Consider the following 16839-nt stretch of genomic DNA (forward strand, 5'->3'; position numbering starts at 1 on the left):
CGGCGCTACGTTAGGAACAGCCTCCGGCTGATCAAAACAGGCGAGGAAGCGGAGTGTACGAGTTGTACATAAACATCCGAGCCGGTTTTTAACGCAGCAGGGCCGACGCGCAACAGATCGTAGACAGGTTCTTAGGCGTGGGCCGCCAGTACGCGGCGCTCCCACGGGGTAATTTCGTCAAAGAAGCTGGTGAGCTCCAATGTCTTGCTGGCAATGTAGCCTTCGATGAACTCTTTGCCGAACAGTTCCAGCGCTAACGCACTGCGCTTGAGACGTTCAATCGCAGCATGCATGGTACAGGGTAGCGCCAATTCGTCCGGCACTTCGAACTCACCCTGAATCGGCGCACTGGGCTGCAGCTTCTGCTCAACCCCATACAGACCCGCTGCAAGGCTCGCTGCCAGCGCCAGATAAGGATTGGCATCGGCGCCCGGCAAGCGGTTCTCCACCCGCCGCGCCACAGGTGCACTAGCGGGAATGCGCAGGCCAGCGGCGCGATTATCCTCCGACCAGCAGGCGTTGTTCGGCGAAGCATAAGGATGGCAAAGGCGCTGATAGGAATTCACATGCGGGGCAAATAGCAGGGTGAAATCGGCCATGGCCGCCTGCTGCCCGGCGATAAATTGGTAAAACGCCGGCGTTGCCTGGCCATCGGCCGCACTGAAGATATTCTGCCCACTGCCCTGCTCCACCACGCTTTGATGAATATGCATGGAACTGCCGGGCGTGTGCGCCAGCGGCTTGGCCATGCATACCACTGTGAGCCCGTGCTTGAGCGCGACTTCCTTGAGCAAGTGTTTGAACAGGAAAGTCTGGTCGGCAAGCAGCAGCGGATCGCCGTGCAGCAGGTTGATCTCGAACTGGCTGACGCCCATCTCATGCATAAAGGTATCGCGCGGCAGGCCCAGAGCCGCCATGCACTGGTAGACCTCCTGGAAGAACGGGCGCAAGCCATTGTTGGAGCTCACGCTGAAGGCCGAGCCGCCGTCTTCACGCCGGCCATCGAGCCCCAGCGGCGGCTGAAACGACTGCAGCGGATCGACATTGCGGGCAAATACAAAAAACTCCAGCTCGGTCGCCACAACTGGCTGCCAGCCATGGCTGGCATAGCGCGCCACGACCTGTTTGAGCAGCCCACGGGTCGACAACCCTGAACTGCGTCCATCCAGTTCATCGGCATCGCAGATCGTCAGTGCCCGTGGTGTATCGCTCCAGGGCAGCCGATAAATCTGTGTCGGCTCGGCATTCAAGGCCAGGTCCCCATCATCACTGCCGTAATAACACGGCGCCGGGTAGCCACCCATGATGCATTGCAGCAACACCCCGCGCGCCAACTGCAAGCGCCGCCCCTGCAGAAAACCCTCAGCCGTCATCACCTTGCCACGCGGCACGCCATTGAGGTCTGGCGTCACACATTCAACTTCATCAACACCACGCAACAACTCAGCCAGGGCGGTGCGGTCGAGGGTACTCATTTGCTGTTGTCCTTATTGATGCAAGAGGCCGTAGTCGAACGGCGAAGCGTACAAAATACGCACCAGCCGTTCGATATTTCAAGCAAAGCCATGCCTGCCACCTGAAGCGCAGACTAGAAAACACAATACATCGATTAATTAGATACTAATGATCATGCACAATCGCGCCAGCAATTATCCTTAAGACGCCAAAAAATGAACATAAATTATTGATAAATAAAGCATTAAACCAACTATCGACACCATCAATGATTACCATGCCCAGCCTGCACTTCTTCATCAAATTTTCATCCGTATCATTGGCTCCGTACTCACTTACACCCGCCCTTACGAGGAGCCTGAACATGAAAAAGCAAATTCTCACCGCCGTGATCTTGAGCAGCCTGTCCATCAGCGCCTTTGCCCTGCCTCAGAACAACCCGCAGCCACTGCTGGGTGAAATGCAGGACAGCAGCGTAAAAACCCTGATGGGTTTTGGTAGCAACCTGCAAACTGAAGGCGGCGCTGAGCGCACTGGTGTAAACCGTGTCGCAGAAGGTGGCGCTGATCGCTTGCAAGAGCGCCTGCGCGTCGCCGAAGACGGTGCCGACCGTAGCGGCGCAAACCGTGTCGCCGAAGGCGCGCTGATCGATTGCAAGAGCGCCTGCGTGTAGCTGAAGGCGGTGCCGATCGTACTGGCGCTAACCGTGTCGCCGAAGGTGGCGCCGACCGTTTGCAAGAGCATCTGCGTGTCGCCGAAGACGGTGCTGACCATACTGGCGCAAACCGCGTTGCAGAAGGTGGTGCCGAACGTACACCTGGCCTGCGTTTTAGCTGATCACAATTAATAGGCAACACAAAAAGGTGCTCAATCGAGCACCTTTTTTGTTTACTGCGCAGCCGACTCCAACTGCGCCAAACGCTCCTCCAGCGCCGCAATACGCGCCTCCAGAGCCTCCAGGCGCTCATCCTGCTGACCGCCCGCCACAGCGCGCTGCGGCTCACTGGCCCTGGCCGACAATGCCGCCTGCAAATCCGCCGGGTCACCCAGAGCGTGCATATAACGGTCTTCACGTTGCCCCGACTGACGAGGCAGCAGGCAGGCCAGTTCGCGACTGATCAGGCGCTCAAGGTGATGCTGAACCTGCTCGGCATCATCGAAATCATGCATGCGACTGCTGCGTGCCAGCAGTTCGTTGAGGGTCTGCGGGCCACGCAGCAGCAATAAACCGAGCAACACCACTTGCGCCGCGACCAGCTCCAGCGCTTTGTCGGCACGGTGCTCCCAACGATCCGCTCGACTGCCCATCACCAGACGCGCCATTTCGCGCCCTTCCAGGCTACGCAGAGCCTGCCCGACTTGGCCGGCGGTAAGGTTGAGCACCGGCTCACGGCTGGTTTTCTGATTGCAGGCCAATACCAGGGCGTTCAGCGTTAGGGGGTAGGCTTCGGGAGTGGTCAGCTGCTTTTCAATCAGACAGCCCAGCACCCGCGCTTCGACGATCGTCAGGGCTTCAACCGCCATAGAGTTCGCATCTTCGTTGGACATAACAACCTCATGACCTCACAAAGGCCCTAGCCTAGCCCGCCTGCCGACCGGTTGATAGGTATAACCACCGCTGGGCGGGGCTGACACTTCGACGGCGCGTAAAAGCGGATCACTGTGGTAGAGTCGCGCGCTATTTTTCAGCGTGGCCTTGTTTCATCCCCCGCGAAAAGCCTCATAACGCGCACTGCAGCCATGCATCCAGCCCCGGCGCCTCGAGCCCGACAGGCAATAGGAAGAGATCGCAGGCCTGCCCGCCAAGTAGAGATGCATGTCATGACCACTGCCCAACACCCGCTTGTCCAACTGCTCAACCGCACCAGCCTGGTGCTGCAAATCGCCATCGGCCTGGTGGCTGGTATCGCCCTGGCGCTGTTTCTGCCTGAAGCCGCGGCAAGCGTCAGCTTCCTCGGTACGGTGTTTGTTTCAGCGCTGAAGGCCGTGGCTCCGGTGCTGGTATTCGTACTGGTGGCGGCGTCCGTTGCCAACCATCAGCAAGGCCAGCAGACCCATATCAAACCGATTCTGCTGCTGTACCTGATCGGCACCTTCAGCGCCGCGCTGATTGCAGTAGCCGCCAGCTTTGCGTTCCCGTCCAGCCTGACTCTGGTGAGCAACAGCGCCGAGTTGTCGCCACCCGGCGGCATCAGCGAAGTGCTGAAAACCCTGCTGCTGAATGTGGTGGATAACCCGGTCAACGCCCTGCTCAAAGGCAACTTTATCGGCATCCTGGCCTGGGCCATTGCCCTGGGTTTTGCCTTCCGTCACGCCAGCCCGAGCAGCAAGCAGATGCTCGCCGATCTTTCCGGGGCAGTTACCAGCATCGTCAAGCTGGTGATTCGCCTGGCACCACTGGGGGTTTTCGGCCTGGTTGCCGCCACCCTGGCCGAGTCAGGCATGTCGGCCCTACTCGATTACCTGCACCTGCTGCTGGTACTGGTAGGCTGCATGCTGTTTGTCGCCCTGGTGACCAACCCGGCAATTGTCTATTTCAAGACCCGTCGCAACCCCTACCCGCTGGTGCTGACTTGCCTGCGCGAAAGCGGTCTGACGGCGTTCTTTACCCGTAGTTCGGCGGCCAATATCCCGGTCAACCTGCAGCTCTGCCAGCGTCTGGGGCTGCACGAGGAAACCTACTCGGTATCGATCCCACTGGGCGCGACCATCAACATGGCCGGCGCGGCGATCACCATCACCGTACTGACCATGGCAGCCGTGCACACCCTGGGCATCGCCGTCGACCTGCCAACCGCCTTGCTGCTCAGCCTGCTTGCCTCGATCAGCGCCTGCGGCGCGTCGGGCGTGGCCGGTGGCTCGCTGCTGCTGATCCCGCTGGCTTGCAGCCTGTTCGGCATCCCCAATGAGGTAGCCATGCAGGTGGTCGCCGTCGGCTTTATCATCGGCATCGTGCAGGACTCGGCGGAAACCGCGCTGAACTCCTCCACCGACGTGCTGTTCACCGCCGCCGCTTGCCAGGCTGAGCAAAAACACAGCTAAACGCTTGCCGAACCAACAAAAGGCTTACCCATGGGTAAGCCTTTTTTATGCATGCCATTCAGGTCGCAACGCAACGCGGCGTGAATCAGCGCTCCAGGCAGATTTTTATGACTCAATCGATAAACGTCACATGCACGGCGTTTGAATAGCCCAACGATTGCGGTAGGCTTTGCCGCTTCTTTATAAGGAGTAATTCTCATGGCCCGCGCCACTGCCCGTCACATCCTGGTTGCCAGCGAAGACAAGTGCAACGAACTGAAAGCCGCGATCGAAGGCGGTGCCGACTTCGCCCAAGTCGCCAAAGACAACTCCAGCTGCCCATCCAGCCGCAGCGGCGGTGACCTTGGCTCGTTCGGCCCAGGCCAGATGGTCAAGGAATTCGACACCGTGGTATTCAGCGCACCGATCAACGTGGTGCAAGGCCCGGTGAAGACCCAGTTCGGCTATCACCTGCTGGAAGTAACCAGCCGCCAGGACTGATCCTGCCTGTTCGCTGGGCCGCCCGGCCCGGCGAATCCTGTTTTTTTCGCGCAGCGCCCATCAGGCACCACGCCACAGCCCCATAGTCCAGAGCCTCGGGCAATAGCCAGGTATACTCGCCGGCCTTTTCTTCTCGCACCCGCGGACCTCGTCATGACCCAGACTCCAGCAGCTGAACCCACCCTCGCCGTTCAGTCTGCCGACAGCGCCGCGCCACTCACTGACCAGGCTACGCCTGTCAGTCGGCCTAAAGCCGCCGGCTTTGCCTCGCTATTCGGCGCCGCCAAAGCTGCCTCCGGCAAACATGACGACCAGCCCTGGCACCAGAAAGGCAACAAGTCGAGCCACGAAAAGAAGATTGGCCCAGCGCCAAGTGGTACCCGCCGTGCCATGGGTAAACGTTAAGCCCAACGCGCGCGCAAACGCTCCTGTAACCAGCCACCACAAAAATTCAGCAGCAAGCCAAGCATCACCAGCAGCGCACCGACTAGCTGCAAGCTGCTCAGGCGTTCATCGAGCAGCAATGCCGAAGACGTCAGCCCGACCACCGGCACCAGCAACGAAAACGGCGCCACCTGGCTGGCCGGATAACGCGACAGCAAGCGGCTCCACAGGCCATAGCCGAGAATGGTCGCGCCGAACGCCAGGTAAATCAGCACCAGCAAGGTATCCAGGCTGAATCCGCGCAGCGCTGACTCGATCACCTCGGGGCCTTCCAGCAGCCAGGACAGCGCAAAAAACGGCAGCGGCGGCACCAGGCTGCCCCACACCACCAAACCCACCAGATTCACCTTACCCAGCTTGCGCGTAACGATATTGCCCAGCGCCCACATGGCAGCCGCGCAAAGCGTCAGCAGAAAGCCGGCCAAGGTCATCAGGCCATTGCCCTGCGAGCCAATCAGCAGCAAACCGCCGGCCGCCACCAGCAACCCAAATAGGTTGGCCAGGCGAAAGCGCTCCCCCAGCAACAGCACGGCAAATAGCAGGGTAAACATCGCCTGTGACTGCAGCACCAGCGATGCCAGACCGGCCGGCATACCAACGGACATGGCCGAGAAGAGAAAGGCGAACTGCCCTAGCGAGATGGTCACGCCATAGGCCAGCAGCCAGCGCAGCGGAATCTGCGGACGCTTGATAAACAGCACGGCAGGAAAGGCCGCCAGCAGAAAACGTAACGCACCCAGCAGCATCGGCGGCATCTCGTGCAGGCCGATCTTGATCACCACAAAATTCATGCCCCAGACGATGACCACCACCAGGGCCAGCAGTAAATCCTTGGGTTGCATGGGCGCTCCGGACTAATCAATCAGCGCTTATTAAAGCGGCCAGCAGCGCCATAGCGCCCATACAGAGACCCGGCAAATAAGCCGTACAGCACAATACTGATCGGCAGATTGCAGCGCCACAGGTGCCGCCAGCGCCTCGAAGGGCTAGAATCGCAGCCCTTAGAATTTGTTTCGGATCTTGCGCAGCTCGAGCGAGGCCATTTTAAACGCCGTATCGCCGACGCGTAGCAGACCCGAGATCCACCCATCAACCCGCAACGACGAGATAACCCATGGGCGCTCAGTGGAAAGCCAAACCTAAAGAAGCCGCGGCCAACGCCAGAGGCAAAATCTTCGGCCGCCTGGTCAAGGAAATCATGATCGCCGCCCGCAACGGCGCCGACCCGGACCTGAACCCCAAGCTACGTCTGGCCATCCATCAGGCGAAAAAAGCCTCGATGCCCAAGGAAACCCTCGAGCGAGCAATCAAGAAAGGCGCAGGCCTGTTGGGCGACACCGTAACCTTCCACTCCGCCACCTACGAGGGTTTCGCCCCTCATCAGGTGCCAGTGATCATCGAGTGCCTGACCGACAACATCAACCGCACTGTGGCAGAAGTCCGTGTGCTGTTCCGCAAGGGCCAGATGGGCGCTTCCGGCTCGGTGACCTGGGATTTCAACCATGTGGGCATGATCGAAGCCAGCACTGAGAGCGATGCCGACCCGGAAATGGCCGCCATCGAAGCCGGCGCTCAGGATTTCGAGCCGGCGGATGAAGGCAACACCCTGTTTATCACCGAACCAACCGACCTCGACGCCGTGTGCCGCGCGTTGCCAGAACATGGTTTCAGCGTCAACTCGGCTAAGATCGGCTATATCCCGAAAAACCCGGTGAGCAGCCTGACCGCTGAACAACTGGAAGAGGTCGAAGCCTTCCTCGAAGCGCTCGACGCACACGATGACGTGCAGAACGTCTATGTTGGGCTTTCTGGTTAAACAAAGACTGACCAGATCCGCCGCGCAGGAAGCGTGGCGGGTCTACGAACGGCACCCTTCAGCGTGCGCAGTTCGTCGTACTGGCAGATTGACCACTCCGCGCATCGCACAAAGCGAGTAGAATATGCGCCCGCCGCGCCACCAGCGCTCGGCGTGTACACAAGGACGTTGTCACACAGGAGTTTTTACCGTGCACAAGTTTCTGATTCTGGCCGTCTGCCTGCTGCTTGGCGCCTGCGCCAGCAACCCGCAGACGACCTACCAGCAAGAGGTCATGGCGGGCAAAAGCCCGATGGCCAAGAGCGCCCTGGAAGCCATCCACAACACCCAGGCCATTCCGCTGCCGCTCAACCCTGGCCTGCTGGCCCCGCAATGGCCGATCAGCGCCGATGAACCGCGGCTGGACTTCGGCAGCTCGATCTCCAACTACCGGATCTTTTCCCTGCAGCTGAAAAAGGGCGAGCGCTACACCCTCAATGTGCATTCGCTGTGCAACGAGCCGTGCATGGGCGTCAGCAAATATGCCCTGAAGCCGCGTGCCATGCTGCTGGATGCCTACGGCGCGGTGATTGCCGACAAGCCCTCGCACGCCGAAGCCGTGGTCGGGCAGATCAGCCTGAGCTGGGATGGTGAAGCCGCCGAAGACGGTACCTACTACCTACTGGTGGCCGCCGATAACGACGATATCGGTGAAACCATCGTGATCGACGATGTCTGGGTCAACAACTCGCCGCTGATGGCGGTCAAGGTTGATATGCACAGCTCGCCGTTCGGCAAGATCAGCGCATTTTCCAGCACCCGTTAAACCAATACCCGCTTCCCCGTTACCCCAGACAGCACCTGCGTGCTGCCTGAGGTGGCCTATTGCCGTGCAACCCCCGGAACCACGGCCACAATGCTCGTGGTTCCAAACAGCCCTCCCGCGCACTTATTGATCCATCGCAAGATCCTCTGCCCAGAGCGCTTTAGCCTATGCCGATGACTTCCACTGCCATCGACGAGGCTTCCATGAGCATCACCTCTGCCAGTATTTGCGCGGCTGCCGACCAACTGCAGGGTTTTGTTGGTTTCAATGCCAAGACCGGGCGCTATATCGTGCGTTTTTCCGAAGACTCCTTCGGCCTCGACGTACTCGAACAAAGCATCACCCCTACCTGCGAATTCGTCTGGCGCGCCTTTGACGGCGAGCTGATGAACCTCGACCGCACCCGCCTGCAACTGCTGCTGGCACAGAACATCGATGACCGCCTGGCTATCAGCGAACCGCTGCGGGTCTATGTGCGGCGCACCGATATGCCGGAGATCAGCGCCGAGCGTCGTCGCCTTAACGCCTGAGTGGTTAGCGGGTTTACGCGCGCATGGCCGAATAGACCCCAGCTTGTTCACTTACGCCTTCACAGCCGCCGCGCGCAGCAGACTAAGCTCGACTGGCCGATTGCATTCGCCCAGGAGCCTGCTGATGTTCGATGTGCTGATCAAAAACGCGCTGTTTTTCGATGGCAGCGGCGCGCCTGGGGGGCTGCGTCACCTGGGCATCGCCGATGGCAAGCTGGCCTGCATCAGCACCAGCGCCCTGGATGAAAGCGGCTGTAGCCAAGTTATCGATGCGCAAAACCGCTGGGTAACGCCCGGCTTTATCGACATGCACACCCATTATGACGCCGAACTGGTGGCCGCCCCGGCACTCAAGGAATCGGTGCGCCATGGTGTGACCACGGTGATGATCGGCAGTTGCTCGATCAGCATGGTGCTGTCCAGCCCGGAAGACTGCTCGGATCTGTTCACCCGCGTCGAATCAGTGCCGCGCGAGCATGTGTTGCCGCTGCTGCAGGCACGCAAGACCTGGAACAGCGCCGGCGAGTTCGCCGCCTTTCTCGATCAGCATCCGCTGGGGCCGAATGTCTGCTCCTTCCTCGGCCACTCCGACCTGCGCGTCGCGGTGCTCGGCCTTGCGCGCGCGGTCGATGCCCAGGTGCGCCCCAGCGAAAACGAACTGCAGCAGATGGAACGCCTGCTCGAAGACGCACTGGATGCCGGCCTGCTCGGCCTGTCGAGCATGACCAACCCCTGGGACAAACTCGATGGCGACCGCCAGCGCTCGAAATCCCTGCCCTCGGTGTATGCGCCCTGGGCCGAGTACGCACGGCTGAACAAGATCCTGCGCCGACGCGGACGCATCCATCAGGGCGCGCCGAACCTGGTGACCAAGCTCAATGTGCTGGCCTTTCTCTGGGACAGCATCGGCGGCTGGTGGCGCAAGCCGCTGAAGACCACCCTGATCACCCTCATGGATGTCAAAGCCGACCCGTGGCTGGCGCCGATTCTCGGCCCACTGACGCGCTGGATCAATCGCCTGACCCACGCCGACTTCCGTTGGCAAACCCTGCCGGTGCCATTCGAAACCTATGCCGACGGCATGGAGTTCGTGGTCTTCGAGGAATTCCCCGCCGGCCAGGCCGCTCTACACCTGGCCAGCCATGACATGCGCAGCCAACTGTTCCAGGACCCGGCCTACCGCCTGCGCTTCCGCCAGGACGTGGAAAAGAAATTCGGCCCACGGGTCTGGCACCGCGACTTCGACGACGCCTGGATTGTCGATTGCCCGGACGCCAGTGTAGTCGGCAAAAGCGTCGGCGAACTGGCCAAGGCCCGCGACACACACCCCGCCGATCTGTTCCTCGACCTGCTGGTGGCCCACGGCCCGCGCCTGCGTTGGCGCACGCTGATCGCCAACCATCGCCCCGAGGTGGTGGAAAAACTGGTGTGCGAGCCCAGCACCCTGATCGGTTTTGCCGACTCCGGCGCGCACATCCGCAATATGGCCTTCTACAACTTCGGCCTGCGCCTGCTCAAGCTGGTGCGCGATGCCGAGCTGCGCGGCCAAGCGGTAATGCCGATTGAAACCGCGATCTGGCGCCTGACCGGCGAATTGGGCGAATGGTTCGACATTGACGCCGGCAGGCTCTACGAAGGCGCTCGTGCCGATCTGGTAATCATCGACCCCAGCGCGCTGAATGAATCCCTGGCCAGCTACCAGGAAGCACCAATGGAGGCCTTCGGCGGCCTGCAGCGCATGGTCAACCGCGGCGCTGCGGTGGATGCCGTGCTGATCAATGGGCGCATTGCCTTTCAACAGGGCAAATTCGCCAGCGACCTGGGATGTGTACGCGGCTACGGACAGTTTCTGCGCAGCAACGCCTAGCCTGGTTTCAGGGCATGCGACCTACGGCATAACGGCGGCGCGCCAGGCTGGCATAATGCGCGCCGCACAGCCCGGTCACGTACCCCCGGGCCGGTATTGAAAGGACTCTAACCGAAATGCCCCGCACGCTTTCGCAGGCGGCCTGGCGCTGGCTTTGCGGCCTGCTGCTGGCCAGCCTGCTAACCCCACCACTGCAGGCCGATGACAGCGGCACCCTGCGCTACCCACGCAGGGCCGATGGCGATGAGTTTCGCTCCCTCTATGCCCTGGCGCAGCTGCAACTGGCGCTGGATAAAGCCGGCAGCTCACTGCGGCTGGAGCCTTCGCACTACAGCATGGAGCAGGAACGCGCGCTGGTTAACCTGGAGCACAACGACCGCCTTGACGTGGCCTGGAGCATGACCAGCGTCGAGCGCGAGCAGCGCCTGCTGCCAGTACGCATTCCGCTGGACAAGGGCCTGTTCGGCTGGCGCATCGCCCTGCTGCCCAAAGACCGTGCCCAGCTGCTGAAAGATGTGCGCAACCTTGAACAGCTACGCCAGTTCTCTGCCGGCCAGGGCCACGACTGGCCGGACAGCGAAATCCTCCGCGACTATGGTTTGCCGGTCAGGGTTTCATCCAGTTACGGCAGCCTGTTTCGCATGCTGCAGGCGCAGCGCTTCGACTACTTTCCGCGCTCGGTCATCGAGGTCTGGGATGAGTTGGAGCACCCACGCGCGAAACAACTGGCCGTCGATCCGCATGTGCTGCTGCACTACCCCACGGCGATGTATTTCTTCTTCTCGCGCAAACGTCCGGAACTGGCGGAAACCGTGCGCATCGGCATGGAGAAAGCGATTGCCGATGGCTCCTTCGAGCGGCTGTTCCAGCAGCACTTTGCCGCCAGCCTGCAACGCGCGCGGCTCGACCAGCGTCAGCTGATCGAACTGCATAATCCACTGCTACCCAACGCCACGCCCTTGCAGCGGCGCGAGCTGTGGTTCACGGCCCCACCGGTACGCTAGGCGCAGGCTGCGCCAGGGTGGTTTGCACCACATTGCGAGTGTGCGCACCGAAGCGCTTGAACAGCTCCACCAGAAACTGCTCCAGCAGCGGATCGGCTTGCGCCTGAGCCAACTGATTACCACCGCTGAAACCCGGAGCTGCCGCCGGCTTGCGCGCCATCCACTGGCCAATCAACTCGTCAAAGGCATCGGCACTGGCATAGGACTCGGCCGCCACCACCTGCTGCGCGTAGTCCACCGAATAGGCTGGATAGCTGTCCTGTGGGTTCTGCGTATAGGCCTGCAACAGGGGCGAGGCCGCCTGCTCGTCCATCAGATGCTGCATACGCTCGAGCTGATATTCCTCGATCGCCGTATGCCGATCCGCCACGCGGGCAATCGCCGCCAAACGATCTTCGGGATAACCAGCTGCACCTTTAAGGGCGATCAGCATCAGCTCTGCCGTGGCAAAGCCCGGTACGGTCTTGGCGTGGTAAGGCTGGGTCAGATCCTGCATGTAGTGCAGCGCCCAGCCGAGAAAACGGTACCCCCAGTAATCATGCCCGCTTTCCAGGGCCAGCCGTGCCAGACCGGTGTACTGGTAGATGCGCCAATGCGGCAGGGTACGGCGCAGATAAGGCGCAGCCTGCAACACCAGCTCCGGCTCGTGGAAATAGCCGATATGGAATGGTGCCTGGGAAGAATACTCGAAGCGCGCATCGCCAAAGGGCTGCACGCCGAAGTTGTAGTGCGCGCCGACGTCGCCCGGGTTGTCGCTGAACAGGTTGATGTCGTGGCCATAGTCCGGCTCATCGGCGGCACTGCTCAGCACCTGCACGGCGCTCACGTCATCACCCGGCTGCAAGGCCAGGTAGCGCCAGTGGCTCCAGGGGCCGATTTTGCGAAACACCAGCACTTGCTCGGCAGCCAAACGCGGCCGACCGTCATCGGCCTGCCCTGGCAACTGCTGAACGAAACCGGCCAGGCGAATCTGCGGATTGACCCGTAGCGCCTGCTGAAACGCACTGCGCCTGTCAGCCGCAGTTGCGCTCGCAGCGCTAAAACGCAAGGCATCCGGACGCGCCGGATAGTCCGGAAAATGCGCGCGGGCAAAGGCTTCCTGCTGATCCAGCAACTGCTCGATAACCGGCGCCTGTGCGTCGAGAAAAGCCTCCAGCGGCTCGTAGCGCAAGGTGCGCTGTAGCTCCGGCACGGCCTGCAACGCCAACTGACTGCCCAGCGAATGATTCGACCAGGCCAGCACGCTCAACGGCTGGCACACCAGACAACAGGCAGATAGCAACAGGAGCAATGGCTTCACGGAGACTCCGACAACAGATGGCAGTGCAAAGAGGCGTAGCCTAACGCCAAAGCGACCATCTGGCACTGTCGTATCAAGTCAGTCCATTCACTAATCGAGCAGCACGCTGCCTGCCCAACCAGAGCGGGCTAAAGCGCAAACACCGCAGCCGCCACCAGCAGCCCAATCACCAGCAACAACGCCAGAGCCTGCAGAGGTTTGTTCAGGCCGCTGGGCGCACTGACGGGCGCCGCCGCAGCACGTATGGGGTTGGCCAGGGCGGCCGTACGCAGCGGATTGGTCTGGCTGCTCGGCGAGCTGGACAGGGCCGCCGACTTGAGTGGTTTGGGCAGATCCACCGCACGCATAAACAGCGTGGCATCTTCATCCTCGCTCGGCGCCACGGTGCTTTTCGGGCCGATCACCAGCAGGCTGACCGAGCCCATCTTCAGCTGGTCGCCAGGTTGCAATACCGCCGTCGCAACCTTCTGCTGGTTGACCAGCAGGCCATTGGCCGAGGCCAGATCCTTGACCTCAAGCACGTCATCCTTGAGGTAGAACTCGCAGTGCCGACGCGACAACTCCTGATCACTGAAGCACAGCTCGCACTTCACCGAGCGGCCAAAGGTCATGGAGCCGTTGATATGGAATTTCTTGCCTTCGTGCTCGCCCTGAATCACCTGCAGATACCAGCGTGCGGCCTGCTCGGCCTTGGTCTTGCTGCGCGCCGGGTCGACCAGCAGCAGCTCTACCAAGCCCAAGCGCACGCGGTCGTCGGCGCGCAGCTGAAAGCGCGTTTTGATCCGTTCGTCATTGACGAAGGAGCCGCTCGGGCTGCCGACATCAGTCAGGTAGTAGAAGCCATGGTCCTGGCGGATTTCCGCATGAAATGGAGCAATACTCGGGTCCACCAACACCAGGCTGTTGCGGCTGTCCTGGCCAATGGTGAAACGCTCGTCGACCAGCCAAATTGGCGCCTGACGATTATCACTGAAGTGAATTCTGAGCATCTGCGTACTCCGGCAAAAATCAGTTAGCCCACCACCAAGGACTCGCCACAACTCGGCATCAACTGCCGGCGCTACGAGCGAGGCGCGCATGCTGCCTGCCAATTAGCCCGGTAGCAATACGCCAGCATGACGACTCAATCAAATAAGTTGTTCCATAGCCGCTTGACCGGGTTAACCGTTGCCGCCGCTGGCCGCCGCCGAGGCGTCTGGGCCAAGCGCACACGTTGTTCGTGGCCATCCAGCAGCTGCAACAACTGCTCGTTGGCCGGCTCAACTTCCAGGCCCTGCTGCACCAGCGCCAAGGCCAGGGCAAACTCGCGGCGCTTGTAGGCGTCTTCACTTTGCTCGATATAGCGCTGCGCCACCCGGTTGATCCCGGCCAGAGCCAGCAGGTTGTCCGGCTCCCAGGCCAGCACCTGGCGAAAGTAGTGAGTGGCGCTGTCATCTTCCGGTAGCAGCAATTGCTGATCGGCCAGGCGCTGTTCGGCAAGTTGCAGGTACTGATTGATCCGCGCCTGCAGCACCCGCGCCAGGCCATCCAGAGCCGCAGGGTTATCCGCATCCAACGCCAGCACCTGGCGGAACAGGTAATCGGCATTGTCCTGCGGCGGCTCCAGCAGGTTACCGTTTTGCAGGCGCAGCTCAGCACGCGCCAGGTAGTCGCTGATCTGCTTCTGCTGATACAGGTAATAACCGCCACCGGCCGCGCCAGCCAGCAACACGATGCCGGCCAGCAGCGAGACCCACAGCGTACTGCGCGCAGTTTTGCCTCTGGCCGGTTTGCCCAGGCTGAGCGCGGGGGCGATGCGCGTGCTGTCCGGGTCATCGCGGGTGAGTTCATCGAGGCTGGCCAGCAACACCTTGCAGTCGGCAAAGCGCTCATCCGGTTCTTTCGCCAGCATGCGCTCGAGCAGCCACTGGTAGTTCTGCAAATGCGCCGGCAGTTGCGGCACGTCCATCTGCAGGTGGTTCATCACGGTCTGGGTGTAGTTGGCGGCGCGATAGGGATTACTGCCAGTGAGCATCTCCAGCAGGATCACCCCCAGGCTGTAGATATCACTGCGCGCATCCAGGGCCTGGCACTGAGCCTGCTCAGGGCTGCTGTAGGACGGACTGCCAACGGCGATGCCAAACTGGGTCAGGTCATGGTCCAGTTCGACTTCCTTGGCCACACCGAAATCGGTGATTACCGCCGTGCCGTCGCTGCGAAAGAGGATATTGGCCGGTTTGATATCGCGGTGTACCAGGCCTTTGTCATGCACCACGGCCAGGCCGCTAGCCACCTGCTGAACGATACGCAGCGCGCGCGGCAGGTCGAACACCTCGCCCTTGTGCTGCGCCAGATCACCACCCGGGACGAACTCCATGGTCAGGTAGTGGCGCCCATCGGCGAGCTGGTCGATGTCATAGATGGTGATGATCGAGGGGTGATGCAGGGACGCCACGATATGGCCTTCCTTGAGAAAGCGCTGACTGAACGCCTGATCATCCGCGCTCAGCAGTACCTTGATCGCCACCTTGCGCTGCAGCGACGCCTGGGTGGCCAGGTACACCTCGGCCATGCCGCCTTTACCCAGGCGGCCATGCACCTGATAACCGGGGATTTCGAGCAATTGTTCAGTCATGGGAGTCAGTGCACACCGGCAGGTTAGGACTTGCGAGAGGTAAACAGACGGCTGAGCAAACCACGCGGTTTGGCCTCAACACTGGCCGCAGCTGCATCAAGGCCGAGCACGATACAGGAGATGTTGTCCTTGCCACCCATTGCGTTGGCCTGCGCCAGCAGCTGCTTCACCAGCTCATCGAGGGTCTGGGCGTTGCTGCACAGCTGCTGGATTTGCGCATCTTCCAGCTCACCAGTCAGTCCGTCGCTACACAGCAGCAGCAACTCATGCTCACCGAGCGAGCCTTGCAACATGCCAACCTGCAGCGGCTGATCATCTCGACCCAGACACTGCAGAATGACATTACGCTGCGGATGGCTACGCGCCGCCTCGACGCTCATCTGCCCGGCATCGATCATTGTCTGTACCCAGCTGTGGTCGTGGGTCAGGCGCTCGATATGCCCGGCGCTGACCCGATAGGCGCGGCTGTCGCCGACCCAGGCGATGCTGAACGCGGCGCCAGCAAAGCGTGCCGCCACCAGGGTCGTGCCCATACCACGCTGCTCATCGGCGCACGCCACGCTGAGAATCGCCCGATTGGCCGCATGCACCGCGTCGAGCAGTTCCTGGCCTTCGGCGCAGGCAGTCTGCAGCGCTTGCAACGCCAAGGCGCTGGCCACTTCGCCGCATTGATGGCCGCCCATGCCGTCGGCAATCGCCCACAAATTCAGCTGCGGGCAACACAACAGAGCATCTTCATTGTGCCCACGCACCCGCCCAGGCACGCTCTGGCCGGCATAAATCAGCGCTTGTTCCATCAACGTCTCGACTCAGGGGGTCAACAGTCGCACAGCAAGCAGGCTGTACGCGGCGTAATGCGCCCATGATGCGGCGGCACGCTCAGGCTGTCACCGCCAGCCAGCGACTTTGCCGGTGAACTGTTAACCAGTCGAACCCAGATCCGCAAGGGCGTAGACTCGTCGCACCCGCCAAGCGCCTGCTCAGGCGTTCAATCATCCGCGCAACGACAATCTGCAATGCACTACCGCCTACTCCCCGCCCCGCTCAAACCACTGGCCGACAAGTTCTACCGCAGCCAACGCTCAGCCATGCGTGCCACTACCGGCGCTCAGCTGTGGGTGGCAGAAGATCGGGAAATCGTCGCCTCGCTCTGCCTACAGCAGGTCGCACACGGACATTGGTTAACCAGCCTGCTGGTCGATACACGCTGGCGCGGGCAAGGCGTGGCACGCCAGTTGATCGCAACCGCGCTGGCCGACTGCACCACACCGGTCTGGCTGTTCTGCCATCCGCAGCTCAGCGACTTCTATCTGCGCCAGGGCTTTGCCCCCTGCCCCGAGCTGCCTCAGCCGTTAGCTGAACGCCTGGCCCGCTATCAGCGCAGCAAAAGCCTGCTGGCATTCTTCTGCGCGCCTTGCCCAAGCCTTGCGGCACAAGGGCTGAAACCCTAATACCAGATAATTAGGGTTCCATTCGGCAGAT

The 16839-nt window shown here is 61.2% G+C and carries 19 protein-coding genes; 11 read left to right on the forward strand and 8 right to left on the reverse strand.

The window, feature by feature from the left end; genetic code table 11:
• Nucleotides 1-131: 131 nt before the first annotated feature.
• Complete coding sequence (locus ACIN8IBEIGE_RS17240; protein WP_178124400.1) at nt 132-1373, reverse strand: glutamine synthetase family protein; 1242 nt, start codon at nt 1371-1373, stop codon at nt 132-134.
• 446 nt (nt 1374-1819) lie between these two features.
• Here ACIN8IBEIGE_RS17240 and ACIN8IBEIGE_RS17245 point away from each other — a divergent pair, with 446 nt between their 5' ends.
• Nucleotides 1820-2128, forward strand: coding sequence for a hypothetical protein (locus ACIN8IBEIGE_RS17245; RefSeq protein ID WP_372239996.1), 309 nt, complete (start codon nt 1820-1822; stop codon nt 2126-2128).
• A complete protein-coding gene (locus tag ACIN8IBEIGE_RS21265) occupies nt 2107-2292 on the forward strand; it encodes a hypothetical protein (protein WP_372239997.1) in 186 nt (61 codons plus the stop codon). The genes ACIN8IBEIGE_RS17245 and ACIN8IBEIGE_RS21265 overlap by 22 nt, the downstream gene beginning before the upstream one ends.
• 51 nt (nt 2293-2343) lie before the next feature.
• On the opposite strand, the gene ACIN8IBEIGE_RS17250 is transcribed toward ACIN8IBEIGE_RS21265, so the two are convergent.
• Nucleotides 2344-3003 (reverse strand): YceH family protein, encoded by a 660-nt coding sequence (locus ACIN8IBEIGE_RS17250; RefSeq protein ID WP_160015735.1) that lies wholly within the window; start codon nt 3001-3003, stop codon nt 2344-2346.
• Between the two features lie 273 nt (nt 3004-3276).
• On the opposite strand from ACIN8IBEIGE_RS17250, the gene sstT reads away from it, so the two are divergent.
• A complete protein-coding gene (gene sstT / locus ACIN8IBEIGE_RS17255) occupies nt 3277-4497 on the forward strand; it encodes a serine/threonine transporter SstT (protein WP_160015736.1) in 1221 nt (406 codons plus the stop codon).
• Here sstT and ACIN8IBEIGE_RS17260 read toward each other — a convergent pair.
• Entirely contained in the window at nt 4494-4697 is a 204-nt protein-coding gene (locus ACIN8IBEIGE_RS17260; protein WP_160015737.1) for a hypothetical protein, read from the reverse strand. The genes sstT and ACIN8IBEIGE_RS17260 overlap by 4 nt on opposite strands.
• Between ACIN8IBEIGE_RS17260 and ACIN8IBEIGE_RS17265 the strand changes: the two genes are divergently transcribed.
• Together ACIN8IBEIGE_RS17265 and ACIN8IBEIGE_RS17270 are read left to right on the forward strand one after the other, a co-directional pair.
• Entirely contained in the window at nt 4696-4977 is a 282-nt protein-coding gene (locus ACIN8IBEIGE_RS17265; protein WP_090248458.1) for a peptidylprolyl isomerase, read from the forward strand. The two genes, ACIN8IBEIGE_RS17260 and ACIN8IBEIGE_RS17265, sit on opposite strands and share 2 nt — an antisense overlap.
• A gap of 153 nt (nt 4978-5130) precedes the next feature.
• Nucleotides 5131-5382 carry a hypothetical protein gene (locus ACIN8IBEIGE_RS17270; RefSeq protein WP_160015738.1) on the forward strand — a complete coding sequence of 84 codons (252 nt, stop codon included), beginning with the start codon at nt 5131-5133 and terminating at the stop codon, nt 5380-5382.
• Here the strand turns inward: ACIN8IBEIGE_RS17270 and ACIN8IBEIGE_RS17275 are convergent.
• Complete coding sequence (locus ACIN8IBEIGE_RS17275; RefSeq protein WP_160015739.1) at nt 5379-6263, reverse strand: EamA family transporter; 885 nt, start codon at nt 6261-6263, stop codon at nt 5379-5381. The genes ACIN8IBEIGE_RS17270 and ACIN8IBEIGE_RS17275 overlap by 4 nt on opposite strands.
• 272 nt (nt 6264-6535) lie before the next feature.
• On the opposite strand from ACIN8IBEIGE_RS17275, the gene ACIN8IBEIGE_RS17280 reads away from it, so the two are divergent.
• The 5 genes from ACIN8IBEIGE_RS17280 (at nt 6536) to ACIN8IBEIGE_RS17300 (ending at nt 11443) form a co-directional block, all read left to right on the forward strand.
• Entirely contained in the window at nt 6536-7237 is a 702-nt protein-coding gene (locus tag ACIN8IBEIGE_RS17280; RefSeq protein ID WP_160015740.1) for a YebC/PmpR family DNA-binding transcriptional regulator, read from the forward strand.
• Nucleotides 7238-7427: 190 nt separating this feature from the next.
• Nucleotides 7428-8042, forward strand: coding sequence for a hypothetical protein (locus ACIN8IBEIGE_RS17285; protein ID WP_244161307.1), 615 nt, complete (start codon nt 7428-7430; stop codon nt 8040-8042).
• 203 nt (nt 8043-8245) lie between these two features.
• Nucleotides 8246-8572, forward strand: a complete 327-nt coding sequence (locus ACIN8IBEIGE_RS17290) for a DUF2025 family protein (protein ID WP_090387988.1) — start codon at nt 8246-8248, stop codon at nt 8570-8572.
• Between the two features lie 124 nt (nt 8573-8696).
• Nucleotides 8697-10439 carry an amidohydrolase family protein gene (locus tag ACIN8IBEIGE_RS17295; RefSeq protein ID WP_160015741.1) on the forward strand — a complete coding sequence of 581 codons (1743 nt, stop codon included), beginning with the start codon at nt 8697-8699 and terminating at the stop codon, nt 10437-10439.
• Nucleotides 10440-10555: 116 nt separating this feature from the next.
• A complete protein-coding gene (locus ACIN8IBEIGE_RS17300) occupies nt 10556-11443 on the forward strand; it encodes a transporter substrate-binding domain-containing protein (protein WP_218579709.1) in 888 nt (295 codons plus the stop codon).
• Here ACIN8IBEIGE_RS17300 and ACIN8IBEIGE_RS17305 read toward each other — a convergent pair.
• The 4 genes from ACIN8IBEIGE_RS17305 to ACIN8IBEIGE_RS17320 form a co-directional block, all read right to left on the reverse strand.
• A complete protein-coding gene (locus tag ACIN8IBEIGE_RS17305) occupies nt 11421-12743 on the reverse strand; it encodes a phospholipase (protein WP_160015742.1) in 1323 nt (440 codons plus the stop codon). The genes ACIN8IBEIGE_RS17300 and ACIN8IBEIGE_RS17305 overlap by 23 nt on opposite strands.
• Nucleotides 12744-12871: 128 nt before the next feature.
• Complete coding sequence (locus ACIN8IBEIGE_RS17310; RefSeq protein WP_160015743.1) at nt 12872-13732, reverse strand: FHA domain-containing protein; 861 nt, start codon at nt 13730-13732, stop codon at nt 12872-12874.
• Between the two features lie 134 nt (nt 13733-13866).
• A complete protein-coding gene (locus tag ACIN8IBEIGE_RS17315) occupies nt 13867-15357 on the reverse strand; it encodes a serine/threonine-protein kinase (RefSeq protein ID WP_160015744.1) in 1491 nt (496 codons plus the stop codon).
• Nucleotides 15358-15380: 23 nt separating this feature from the next.
• Nucleotides 15381-16154 carry a PP2C family serine/threonine-protein phosphatase gene (locus tag ACIN8IBEIGE_RS17320; protein WP_160015745.1) on the reverse strand — a complete coding sequence of 258 codons (774 nt, stop codon included), beginning with the start codon at nt 16152-16154 and terminating at the stop codon, nt 15381-15383.
• A gap of 219 nt (nt 16155-16373) precedes the next feature.
• Between ACIN8IBEIGE_RS17320 and ACIN8IBEIGE_RS17325 the strand changes: the two genes are divergently transcribed.
• Complete coding sequence (locus ACIN8IBEIGE_RS17325) at nt 16374-16808, forward strand: GNAT family N-acetyltransferase (RefSeq protein WP_160015746.1); 435 nt, start codon at nt 16374-16376, stop codon at nt 16806-16808.
• The last annotated feature ends 31 nt before the right edge of the window (nt 16809-16839 follow it).

This window comes from Pseudomonas sp. 8BK, from assembly GCF_902506475.1.
In the GTDB taxonomy this organism is placed as follows: Bacteria; Pseudomonadota; Gammaproteobacteria; order Pseudomonadales; family Pseudomonadaceae; genus Aquipseudomonas; species Aquipseudomonas anguilliseptica.